The 12627-nt window shown below is 53.3% G+C and carries 8 protein-coding genes; 3 read left to right on the top strand and 5 right to left on the bottom strand.

The annotated features are described in order from the left end of the window. Position 1: 1 nt before the first annotated feature. Genes WW58_RS02530 through pyrE form a run of 5 tightly spaced genes read right to left on the bottom strand, consistent with a single transcriptional unit; the run spans position 2 to position 7558 of the window. Entirely contained in the window at positions 2–1966 is a 1965-nt protein-coding gene (locus tag WW58_RS02530; protein ID WP_046435148.1) for a site-specific DNA-methyltransferase, read from the bottom strand. Further along, positions 1966–2619: a DUF4391 domain-containing protein gene (locus WW58_RS02525; RefSeq protein ID WP_046435146.1), complete on the bottom strand. Its 654-nt coding sequence runs from the start codon at positions 2617–2619 to the stop codon at positions 1966–1968. The genes WW58_RS02530 and WW58_RS02525 overlap by 1 nt, the downstream gene beginning before the upstream one ends. 13 nt (positions 2620–2632) lie before the next feature. Further along, positions 2633–5863, bottom strand: a complete 3231-nt coding sequence (locus tag WW58_RS02520; RefSeq protein WP_046435144.1) for a helicase-related protein — start codon at positions 5861–5863, stop codon at positions 2633–2635. A 44-nt stretch (positions 5864–5907) separates the two neighbouring features. After that, entirely contained in the window at positions 5908–6975 is a 1068-nt protein-coding gene (gene nagZ / locus WW58_RS02515; protein ID WP_215833544.1) for a beta-N-acetylhexosaminidase, read from the bottom strand. A gap of 13 nt (positions 6976–6988) precedes the next feature. Beyond that, on the bottom strand, positions 6989–7558 hold the full coding sequence (pyrE, locus tag WW58_RS02510) for an orotate phosphoribosyltransferase (RefSeq protein WP_022197655.1): 570 nt from the start codon (positions 7556–7558) through the stop codon (positions 6989–6991). 131 nt (positions 7559–7689) lie between these two features. On the opposite strand from pyrE, the gene WW58_RS12810 reads away from it, so the two are divergent. The 3 genes from WW58_RS12810 (at position 7690) to hemW (ending at position 12562) form a co-directional block, all read left to right on the top strand. Continuing rightward, positions 7690–8337 (top strand): L,D-transpeptidase, encoded by a 648-nt coding sequence (locus tag WW58_RS12810; RefSeq protein WP_215833545.1) that lies wholly within the window; start codon positions 7690–7692, stop codon positions 8335–8337. Positions 8338–8530: 193 nt separating this feature from the next. Next, a complete protein-coding gene (locus WW58_RS02500; RefSeq protein WP_046435142.1) occupies positions 8531–11440 on the top strand; it encodes a hypothetical protein in 2910 nt (969 codons plus the stop codon). Between the two features lie 12 nt (positions 11441–11452). Further along, complete coding sequence (hemW, locus tag WW58_RS02495) at positions 11453–12562, top strand: radical SAM family heme chaperone HemW (protein WP_046435140.1); 1110 nt, start codon at positions 11453–11455, stop codon at positions 12560–12562. Positions 12563–12627: the final 65 nt, after the last annotated feature.

Raw genomic sequence — 12627 nt, 5'->3', positions numbered from 1 at the left:
CTTAGATAACCTTCACCCTTGTATCCGGAGCCAAGAGCTTGAACACCTCCGTCACATTGATTTTGGCGGGGCTGTCCTGAAAACAGGAATCACGAAACACGGCGCAGAGGGGCTTCATCCCGGCTATGCCGCGGATAACAGACTCCGGCACCCTGTCCGCGAAGCAGGCAAGCAGCGGGACGCGCGTGTGTGTGGGTGTATATAAATGATTATCAATCATTTGAATATTATCCTCATAAAAAAACATACCGTCTTTGCAGCCACGATATTCTTCAGCGTCCATTCCGTAGGCATGCACATCCACCCCATCTATCTGGAACACCGTCATTCTTTCTGAAAGCGGCAACCCCCATTCCAGCAGGCAGCCGAACAGCAAATCAAGGTCAGTACGGTCTTCCTTGATGTTGGATTCCAGACCGGACAGCATCCCCTGGTCATACTCGGCAGGGGAATAGTACACATCCTTCATGTTGCTGTCATCCAGCTTGAATACACGGAAACCATAATCAATATCCGCACCTGTTTCCTCCTTGATTTTCTTTCCGGCGCGGCGAATGCGCTCCTTGCCGATTTCGCAGATGTTCTTGTAACCCGCTTGGAAAGCCTCGCTCTTTTTGTCGCAGGGTTCGGGCAACTGCACCATGATAAACTTGCGGTGTCCGCCGTCCTCGGCGTTGAGCTGCATCACCGCATGGGCGGTAGTGGCAGAGCCGGAGAAGAAGTCCATAACAATTCCGTCCTTACTTCCTGCTAATTGAATCAATTTAACAAGAAGCCCAACAGGTTTAGGATTACTAAACAAGATTTTCCCATCAAACATCTTCTTCAGAAGTTGTGTGCCATTGGTTGTGGTTTCAACATCATCCCACCATGTTTTTGCTACCTTGCCTCTTTCCTCAGCCTCCCACTTGAACCTCTTCCTTTGAGGACCACCATCTCCTGTTTTTCCGAAAACTATCCTATTATCTTTTACCAATTCCAAGTAGTGTTCATAATCGTTTTTCCAACTACAGTCAGGATTTGGTTTATAGACAACCCCTGTATTGGGATTAACGATTTCGTACTGTTGATTGGGTCTCCACCCACCAACTTGAAACGGATCAGCTTTCCAAGATCCTCTGGGGTCGTTATCTGGATTTTCAAATCCCTCGCCATCATCTGGCAGCCTAAATTCAGAACGATTCTCCACGAAATACTGCATCCTTTTAAAGTACACAAGGTTATATGTATGGGACACAGAGATTAGCGCCGTATTAGTTACCGATTTTGTGGAATTCCATACGATATCACCCAGATAATTATCTGCTCCAAAGAGTTCATCAAGCATACTCTTTAAATTATGGAACTCCGCATCGCTTATACTTACAACTAATACGCCATCTACTGACAAAAGATTTCTTGCAAGCAAAAATCTTTCGTACATCATAGAGCACCAGTCTGAGTGGAATCGCGGATTACTACTGTTATTCTCGTGAAACAGCTTGTTTTTATCTTGGTCTCTTATACCAATTCCCGTCTCATATTCATCTTCATCCATAGTGAAAGAATCATTATAAACAAAGCTGTCTGAACCCGTGTTATACGGCGGGTCGATATAAATCATCTTGACCTTACCAAGGTAGCTTTCCTGCAAGAGTTTCAGAACTTCCAAGTTGTCGCCCTCAATATAGAGGTTTTCGGTAGTATCCCAATTCACGCTGTCCTCTTTGCAAGGGCGAAGGGTCTTGCGGATAGGCTTGTTGGCTTCCACAATAGCCGCCTTTTTGCCCACCCAGGTAAACTCGTATACCTCATCGCCCTCTACCACATCTCCCGAAAGCATCTGACGGAGCAGGTCAAAGTTGATGGCTTTCTTCATCTTGCCGTTCTCATCCACGGTCTCGGTGATACAGTTCGGGAACAACGCCCCAATCTTTTCTATGTTCTGAGCCGTCATATCAATCGACTCCATTCTCATTTTTTCCATTACAGAATTTCCTCCCATTCTTTGCTGAGTTTCTTGAGCAGGGCATTCAGTTCCATCTGCCTGTTGAGCTGTTTTTCTCTTTTGATTTTCTTTTGCAATTTCGCAATCTGCATTTGAAGAGCCTGCCGTTTTTCATCCCTCGCTATGGACTCCTTGAGGCTTTCCCCGGCTTCGGCGGCAGCGAGGGCGTCTCCGGCAATCTGACGGACAAAGTTTTCATACACACTGTCAACGGACAAACCTTCCAATTTCAACGGGAGGGCATCCTCGTCCATCCATTCAGTGGAATAGTAGCGATTTACCTTGAAGGCTGTGTTGCCGCCGGATTCTTCCTTATAGCCGATAACGGCTTTGTACTTGCCCTCGTATTCCAGCATGAAGAGAATGTGGTACGGTATTTCTTTGTCCATCTGCCGCAAAAAGCTGTCGTCAAGCGTCTGACTGTTCAGCTTGACCTCAAAGACCACCAATTCCGTCACGGCGGCGCCGGGGGCTAAGTTCATGGTGGCGGCGGCAATCTTGTTCCTCCAGCAGATGGCCTTTACCTGTTCTATGAATACCTTTTTCCAAGCCGGGGTCACGGCAAGGTTGTCATAGAATTTCTGTTTGGGAATTCGTTTGTTGAACTCCGTTGATTTGGGTAATCCGAGCATCGCCTGATCTCCTTTACTTCACCGCCAGAAAGCATATCAGTTCAAAGTCGTCCAGTCCAGACACGGCAGACATCAGGGCAGAAGTACCGCCTGCGGAGAACAGGCTGTCGATATCGCTTTCTTCCTTGGCGTCAATAATGGAGCGGATGGCTTCGCTTAACAGTTCAGAGAGTTCTGCCATGTTCCTGCCGTCATCGGTTTCCGCATTGAATTGACGGCAGAGGTCATGGACGGGTTCGTTCTTGCCACGGCAAAGGAGGCGCACATCGTCCAGAAGTTTTTTGGGGTTCAGATAATCACCGATGATTTCACCGTCCATACCGATATAAACCATGTAGAACGGATGGATGCGGTTCTGATTGTCGATGTTGACGCTCTTATTGATATTCTTCAGTACGAAGATGACGCCTTTCGGCAATTCCTCAGCAGCAGGAACAACAGCGTGAAGACCACGAGGCTTGTTATCCATATTGCCGTGGGTCTTCACATACTCAAGCAGGTCAAGGCGGAATTCATTCAATCCCAAGTCCATAATGGAGATGCCCTCGGACATGTCCTCAATATCGACCACTTCCTCCTGGAGCCGTTTGAGCTGCTGTTTTCTGTATTCCAGGTCGCCCTTTTCCTCCTCGTTGATGAGGTCATCGTCACCTGTGGAGGTCATCACCGTAATTTTCATGCGGGTTTCGACTCTCGATCTCAGATTGATGTAATCATCAAGCGTGAGGTCGGGCCAGAAGTTTACAAGCTGAATGTAATTGTTGCGGCTGCCGATACGGTCGATACGCCCGAAACGCTGGATGATGCGTACAGGGTTCCAGTGAATGTCGTAGTTTATCAGATAATCGCAGTCCTGCAGGTTCTGACCTTCGGAGATACAGTCGGTAGCAATCAGGATATCGATTTCCGCCTTGCTGCCGGGCATCAGAACATTCCGTCCCTTGGAAACCGGGGAGAAGCAGGTCAGAACATTGTTGAGGGTTGCCTTAAAGCCTTTGATGGTTGTCTTGCCATCAATGCTGCCCGTGATAACGGCAGTATCCAGTCCGTATTTCTTCTTTACATAGGCGCTGACATTCTCATAGAGGTATTCTGCCGTGTCGGAGAATGCGGAGAAAATGATCACCTTCTTATTATCGGGGTTAATCGGATTCTCAATTTTGTGGGACAGCAGAGATAGGAGATCCTGCAGCTTGCCGTCATGCTCCGGCGTAATGTCTGCCACCATAAGGGTCAGCAGTTCCAACACTTCTGCGTCCTGCTGAAGTTCGGTGCGCCAGGTTTTGTAGTCCATATCGGCAAGGTCGATTTTTACCTCCCTGCCCACGGAGAAGTAATCGGTGTTGCCATCGTCCATGTCGAACTCAGACTCCTGAGCTTCGTACATGGCGATGTCAGCGGTGCCGTATTTCTCAAAGCGGTTGATTGCCTCAATGGTGCTGTCGATGAGTCCTTTGATACGGGTAAGTGTCAACTGGAAAGAATAAACGGAACTTTCCAGCCGTTTCAAAAGGTTGATGCTCATCAAACGGCGAATACCTTGTTCACGTCCGTCCTGGGTGAGGTTTTCCTCCTTGTTGTGAGTCAATTCCGCATATTTTTGAATCTTACTTGGAAAGATGTAATGGGATGGAGTGTAGATAGACAGACACAACAGCATCAGTTGGGCATAAATTTCATCATAGTTGATAGCACGCTTCAAATCGGTGAGGCATGGCCGCCTGGAAACTGGCGGCAGCCTTTCCGGGAACTTTCCGATTTCTGCGGAGTTGTAATATTTTTCAATGTGCTTTCTGGATCTGGCGATGGTAACGCTGTCCAGAACTTCAAAGAAGTCAAAATCAAGGGTGCGGAGCAGCGCGTCTGTGGAGCGTTCCTCTGCGGGGAGTTTACCCCAGGCATTGAACGCCTTTTGCGCCTGCTTGAAAATATCCTCAATAGATTTCCTGGTGTTCAGCTTGGAATTGATATTCTCGGAGTCGCCCTCATAGGCAATGGCAAGCTGATTTTTTAAGTCCACAAAGCGGTTGTTGACCGGAGTAGCGGAAAGCATCAGTACTTTGGTTTTTACGCCGGAGCGGATAACCTTGTCCATCAACTTTACATAGCGGTTCTCCACAGTGTTGCTGTGTGTGCCGATGCCGTTTCGGAAGTTGTGGCTTTCATCAATAACAACCAGGTCATAGTTACCCCAATTCAGGCGGTCCAGGTCAAGACCGTTGGAAGTGCCGTGACTACGAGAAAGGTCTGTGTGGAACAGAACATCGTAATTCAAGCGGTCAGAGGCAATGGGGTTATTCACATAGTTATCTTTATATGTATTCCAGTTCTCGGCCAGTTTTTTCGGGCAAAGAACAAGAACGGACCTGTTTCTATTTTCATAGTATTTCACAACAGCCAACGCTGTGAATGTTTTGCCAAGACCAACGCTGTCTGCCAAAATGCAGCCGTTGTATTTTTCCAGTTTGTTGATGATGGCGAGAACGGCATCACGCTGGAAGTCATACAGCATGGACCAAATCTTGCTCTCCTTGAATCCGGTAGCCTCATTCGGCAGTTCATCCTCGGAAATATCATCCAGGAATTCACTGAATACATGGTACAGAGTCATGAAGTAGATGAATTCCGGAGCGTTCTCGTTATAGGCACTACTGATGTTTTCGATGATTTCCTCGGTAACATCCTGCATCTTGGACTTGTCGTTCCACAAGGACTCAAACAACTGCATATACTGTGTGGAGAACGGCGCCTCCATGCGGTTTACCATGTTGTAGCTGTTGTTACCACGCTCACAGCCAATGTCAACGGTAGTGAAACCGCCCAACGGCATATAGGCAACCTGCTCCGCAGGAGCGTTAATCGTCATAAAGCCACCCATGTTTTCGCCTGTGATATTGGATTTGAAGGTTGCTTTCTTACGAATCCAATCAGCACATTCTCTTGCGATGGCTTTCTGTGTCATTTCGTTGCGGAGCTTGATTTCGAATTCCGTACCGTACAAACTGGTCTCACGGGAGAGCCTTGGGATATAGAATTCACGCTTTGCCCTGGAAGCCTTCTCTGTAGTAAAAGTCGGAGAGGTAAAAATGAAGCGGAACTCATCAACAGAATCAAGCTGCTTTTTCAGTTCTTTATAGGCATACATAGAGAAGCAGGCGGCCGCTACAGAAACCCTGCTGCCCCTGGAAATGGTAGTGAGCATATCATCTCTTACAATCTCCCGTATATTGTCATAAATTTTCATTGATTGACTTTCTTTCTGGGATGATATCATCCTTGACGTTCACATCAATACTCCAGAACTGGAGATGAAGGCAGATGTTCTCCACCTCCGCCCTTTTCTTCCAGACGGCACAGGGCCTCCGCACGGCGGAGGCAGGAATCCCACAGGGAAGCCTTTTCCGGAAACGGGAAACACAGGGAGTCGCTCAGCTTTTCCACCCGTTTAAAAGAATCCTCCCGGTCATAGGCGTTCAACCCCTCCAGGCGGGAAGCTAGCCCATCCAGCCAGGGAAGAGGGTCATGGCAAATCAGGGGCAGATCGCATCCGGCCCGCAAGGACAGGAAAGCGGCGTCATCCGGGGAATACTGCGCCGCAATCGCCCCCATGCACAAATCATCCGTAAACACCACGCCCCGGAAGCCAAGGCGGTCGCGCAGAAACCCCCGGATCACCCGTTCGGACAAGGTGGCGGGATAATCGGGATCAATCTGAGGCAGCATGATATGGGCGGACATGATGGAGGATAATGCCGGGCACAGAGCCAGAAAAGGCAGCAAATCCGTCTTGAACAACTCCCGTTCATCCAGGTCAACCACAGGAAGGCTGAAATGGGGATCCGCCTGGGCACGGCCCATGCCGGGAAAATGTTTGCCGCAACTCTGCACGCCGCCCCGGCGCAGGTTGGAGGCATAAACGCCGCCGCGTGAAATGACGTCCTGCGCATTGTCTCCCCAGCAGCGGCCGGGAAGCGCGTTGGCCGCGGACGGATCATGGCAGATATCCAGCACCGGGGCAAAATTCAGGTTCACCCCCAGGTAGCGGAGAGCCAGGGCCGTCACCGCGGCCAGTTCCACCATGCCGCCAACCGAACCAAGCCGGGCCAGCGAAGCCGGGGAGGGCAGATGCAGGCCCAGGGAAGCGGTGCGCACCACCCGGCCTCCCTCCTGATCCACGGCAATGACAGGATGGTGGAGGCAAAGTTTCCGCAGTGTCTCCGTCAGCCCGCGCACCTGCTCTACGGAATCAATATTCCTGGAAAACAGAATAAAACCCGCCGGCTGCCAACGCCGGATAGCAGCCTCTTCCTCCGCGCCCACTTCATGGCCGCTTATGCCGATCAGGGCCGGGAGCATGAATGGAAAAGGATTAACGGCCCAACAGGGAAGTCCTGGTGTACAGCGGGTAAACGGGAATGCCGCGTTCCTCAATCGCCTGGCGTCCGCCTTCCTCGCGGTCCAGCAGCACCAGGGCGGCGGCAACCCTGCCCCCTTCCGCCTCAATGGCGTCAATAGCCTTCAATGTGGAGCCGCCCGTCGTGATGACGTCATCCACCACGACCACGGTATCCCCGGCCTGGAAATTGCCTTCAATGCGGCGGCCGCGTCCATGGTCCTTCGGCTCCTTGCGCACGGTGAACACCTGAAGCTTCTTTTCCGCCCCTTCCAGAGCGCTGGTCATGCCGACGGCCAGGGAAATAGGGTCCGCCCCCATGGTCATGCCGCCGATGGCCGCCACCTCCGGGAAACGGGGCAGAATATCCTCCTTCACCAGCTTCCAGCCCAGAGCGCCCACCAGGGTGGCCCCTACGGGGTCCAGGGCTGTCATGCGGCAGTCCACATACAAGTCGGACACCTTGCCGGAAGCCAGCGTAAAGGTTCCCGTACGCACGGATTTTTCCAGAAGAATGCTTTTAAGAAGATCGTATTGTTCGCTCATGAAAATAGGGATGAATGAAGTGGTCCGCCGTATATAACAGATACCCTTGGAATAAGCAACGGATAACAGCATGCAAATCTTGACAAAAAGGAGGACAGGCCCCATAACCTGCCTGTCATTTTCCCGTTCCCATGAAATCCGGCATATTGACGCTAGTTTCTATCAGTTCCGCTCTTGTTTCCTGCACATCGTACGAGAGGCCCCCGCTGTTTGACCAAATCGCCGGAAAAATCCAGGGCGTGTCCGGGCGGGACGATTACCTGTCCGGGGTGGGCTCTACCTCCGGCGTCAACACGGACCTGCCTCCGGAAGCCCGTCTGGGCCAGGGATATTGGGACCTGCCGGCGGGCACCCAGGGGGAAAAGCACATCATCATTGACCTCAAGCAGCAGAAAGTCTTCTACTACGTGGGAACCACGCTCGTGGGCGTTTCCCCCATGTCTTCCGGCAAGGAAGGCTACGGCACTCCCAGGGGAACATACAAAATCATCCAGAAAGACGCCAACTACAAATCCGGCACATACGGCGTTCTGCGCAGCAAATCCACCGGAGCCGTCGTCAACGGGGATTACAACGCCAGGGCTGGCGGAGCGCCGGCAGGAACCTACTTCGACCCCGCCCCCATGCCCTACTGGATGCGGATTACGGGAGGCTACGGCATGCATGTGGGTTTTGTCACCGGATATCCGGTCAGCCACGGCTGCGTGCGCCTGCCGGAGGACATGGCCAAGACATTCTTTGAACACACTCCCATCGGCACCAAGGTCACCATCCGTTAGCCGTTTCCTGCGCGGCATCGCGCCGCAGAAATGCCACACTTTCCGGAAACCGGCGTGTTTCGTATTCCCGCCGTCCGGAAGCGTTCCGTGCTGATAACTGCTCCCGTTTCATGGCGCAGCTTCCTCACTCCGGCATTGACAAACGGCTCCGAACCTTTTTGAATATACGGGATCTTTGACCTCTTGATTAGTCATGACAATCCCTCTTCCCCCTGCCCTGCCGCCCCATTTCAACATAGGCGGCTATAAAATCACGGCGCTTGTAGAAAGCGGTCCGGACTATCATCTGTACCAGGCTCTTTCCCCGGAAGGCCATGCCGTCCTGATACGCGAATTCTGCCCCGGGGGCCTCGTTACGCGTGACCTGGCCAGCGGAGAACTGGCTGTCTTTCCGGAAAATGAATCCCAATTCGCCCAGGCCCGGGAAGCTTTTGAAACCCAATACGCAGCAAATGCAGAAAGCAAGCTGAGGGGATTCGGCACCGTGCTCTTCCTTTACCCGCTTTCTCCGGCGCAGCCCCAGCCGGCTGTAGCGCATGCCCAGGCTCTCCATCCCGCCAAAAAACCGCAGCAACCGCAACTGCGGAAACCCGTAGTCGGCGCCGCCATCCCCGGAACGCCGCTGCCGCGGGTAAAGCACTCCGGAGGGTTCCCGGTCATCACGGTCATTGTGACCGGGATGCTCGCCCTCTTCGGATTTCTGGGCTACCAGATACTCAAGGATAAAGAAGAACCCGTCGCTAAAGCCGTTACCGTGCCCGTACCGGCTCCGCCCAAGCCCAAATCCAAGCCCGCTGCGCCAAAACCGGAACCCGTGGTGGTCGCTCCCGAACCGGAACCCGTGGTGGTCGCTCCCGAACCGGAACCGGAGCCTGAACCGGAACCGCCTGCTCCCGACCTTTCCCCCTCCCCGGAAGTCATTGCCATGGAAAAGGCTTTACGGGAGGAAGCTATCGCGTCCAAGGGGAAATTTTCTGAAAAACTGCTGAACAAATATCCCTATTACGCGGAAGCCTACGTACGGGATTACGTAAAAAAACGCGGAGGCAGTTTTTCTCCGGATTTTGAAAAATGGCTGAAAAACACGAAAAACAATCGTGAGGTCTTCGCCATGTTTTTCCCGCCGGACCCCAGCGTCGCCACCAATGTGGCTTTCATGATTGATGAACTGGGGCTGGAAACGACGGAAAAATATGACCAGCTCGTTCTGGCGTTCGCAGTAGGACGCCGCGAATTCGGCATGGGGGCCTTCGACCTTACCCAGCAGGGCCGCTACATTGATGCCCAGGGCAAGCTGAATGACCTGAGATCCTCCGGAGTCATGCCTCCGCCAGCGGACCTGTATTGCGCCGGAAAACCGCCCGTCAACTGGTATGGGAACGCTCCCCGCACCGTGGATGAGGAATGCTACAAAAAGGTGGAAGCCTATCTGGACCGCAAAAAAATCACCCCAAAGCAGGCCTGGCTCAGGAAATACCCCACCGTCTCGGAAATCGGGGACTCCGCCATTACGGAAGACAACCTGGCCGGCTTTCTGCACGAATACATGTACCGCCACGGCCAGCTGAGGCGCAAAAGGGACCCCTTCCCCACTCCGGTGGAATTCTTTTCCTACCTTGTGGATAAATATGAACATTGCGGTGATTTGCGCGACGTGGACCGCAAGCGTGTGGAATGGACCGGCGTTTCCCTGGAAGGAACGCCCTGGCCGGCCATGATGGCCCTTTCGGAAACGCGACCTCTGCGTGAGTGCGACAGCGTGTGGGAACGCTACATGGGCCAGCGGGGCCCGACCCGCCTGTGGCTGTACGGCCCCTACCGGGCGGATGACGACAAGGAACCGCCCATCCTGTTCAGCTTTGACCCGGATCCGGAATGGTCCAGGGAATCCAACGAACGCAAGCTTCATGAAGGCGGTGTGTGCGGCACCATGTCCCTTATCTCCCGCAATTCCCAGATTGCGCGCGGCATTCCCGCCGCCCCCGCCGGGCAGCCCGGCCACGGCAATCTGATGACCACCCATTTCAACGGTAACGGCTGCTGGCTGAGCGTGGGGCAAAGCGTGGACACCCTGAAAGCCACCACGGGATTCTGGTACTTCCGGGATTCCAACGCACCGCGCACCGGCAATGCGGAATACCAGTCCGGACTGGCCCTGTCCATGAACATCGACTATGAAAAGTTCATCGACAGCCGCTTCGCCATGAACATTTACAAACTGGCGGCCATCGGCTCCACCACGGAAGAGACGGCCGCCCCTTCCGTCACGCTCCCCAAGGAATTCACGCAGACCGCCATGAGGACCGTGCTCAAAGCCAACCCGTTTTATACGGAAGCCTGGTACACGCTCTTCAAGCAGGAACCTCAGGACCTCATGGGAGCCACCAAGATGGTGGATGAAGTAAGGGAGGCCCTGCCGGACGGCATGGGCATCAGAAAACTCTGGAAAACGCGCAAATACGTTCCCTCTGTAGGCCGTGGCGACAAGAACGGCAAGGAAATGCTTGCCAGCCACGCCAAGGAATACGTCAATGTGCTCTGCTCCGTAATTCTGGAAAATGCCTTGAAACAGGAATATGACTATAAGACCTTCCAGTGGGCCGAACTCATGTCCTGGCTCAAGTCTGAATCCAAGCGCAACTCCTACCCGGAGCCTCAGGCCGCGTATCAGATAGCGTATGCCAAGGCCCAAGGCGCAGACAGGCTCAAAAGAACCGTAGACAGGGGATTCAAGAAAGCCCTCAACTTCTACCGGGACGACAACAACGCCCTGAAGGAGCCTAAGGATGTGGATCAGGAGGAAATGTCCTTTTCTCTGGACGCCCTGTGCCAGGCCCTGCCCAAGGAAGAACTGGTCCCCTGGATGAAAAACATGCTGGACACCTGTCCGGACGGGTTCAAATACAAGCCCAAAAACAAGAAGGAAACGAAAATCCACCCATTCTACAGCGCCCTGACGAAAAACTACATGTCTCTGGCTGACGATTCGGAGAAATCCCGCGTCAAGTCGGAAATGAAAGAGGCTTCCGACAGAATTCTGGAGCTTTCCCAGGACAAGAAAGGCGATGGGAATGGGTCCTCCGGACGCCGCCGGAGACGCTGATCCCCCGCTTCCGTGCACCTCTACGTCCACATTCCCTTTTGCCACCGTATTTGCCCGTACTGCGCTTTCTTCAAGCACACGCCGGCCTCCACGGACATGAAATCATTCATCCGAGCTCTGGGCAGGGAGGCGGAATCCCGCGCAACCGCTCTGGCCACGAACCGCGGAGGGGAAACGGCCACGCTTTACTTTGGCGGGGGAACGCCCTCCATGCTCTCGGACACGCATCTGGGGCGTCTCATGGAAACCCTGGACCGTCTCGTGCCCGTGGACAAACTGGACGAATTCTCCTTTGAGGCCAACCCCGCCACCTTTACGGAAAAAAAAGTGCGCTTCTGGCGCAGCCTGGGCATGACACGCGTCTCCCTGGGTGTGCAATCCCTGGATTCCGGCATCCTGCATCTGCTGGGGCGCGAACATACCCCGGCCCAGGCTCTGCACTCCGTGGAAATGCTGAAAAATGCGGGAATGGCCCATATCAACATGGATCTCATGTTCGCCATTCCGGGGCAAACCCTCTCCATATGGGAAGCCACCCTGAAGGAAGCTGTCCGCGCCGGAACGGACCATATCTCCGCCTACAACCTCACCTATGAAGAAGACACGGAATTCTTCCGGAGCCTGCTGCGGGGGGAGAAAAGGCAGGATCCGGACGAAGACGCATCCTTTTTTGAACTGGCGGAACACATGCTGGAGGCGGCAGGCATGCGCCACTATGAAACATCCAACTACGCCCGGGAGGGCTGCCTCTCCCCCCACAATATGGCCTACTGGAAGGGAGAAGACTATGTAGGCATAGGGCCTGGCGCGGTCAGCACCATCAACGGCATACGGTACTCCAACACGCGGGATACGGACGCCTACATACGCAGCACGCTGGAAAACGGCCTCCCCCTTTCCGAACAGGAACCCGTCACCGAGGAAGACTACCGTCTGGAACGCATTGCCCTGATGCTCCGGACGGATGAAGGATTGCCGCTGAAATACATTCTGCCGGAATCCCGTCCTCTGCTGGAACAATACCGGGAACTGGGCCTGGCGGACATTTCCCCGGAACAGAGGCTCATCCTGAAAGGCCGCGGCCGCCTGCTCGTGGACGCCATCGCGGCGGAACTGTGCTGAATGGCATTATTTTCCTAACTTAATATCAATAAGTTGGAAATAAATTAGAAAAACGATTAAAATTA

The organism is Akkermansia sp. UNK.MGS-1, assembly GCF_000980515.1.
In the GTDB taxonomy this organism is placed as follows: Bacteria; Verrucomicrobiota; Verrucomicrobiia; order Verrucomicrobiales; family Akkermansiaceae; genus Akkermansia; species Akkermansia muciniphila.
This window is presented reverse-complemented; position numbering and strand designations above follow the sequence as displayed.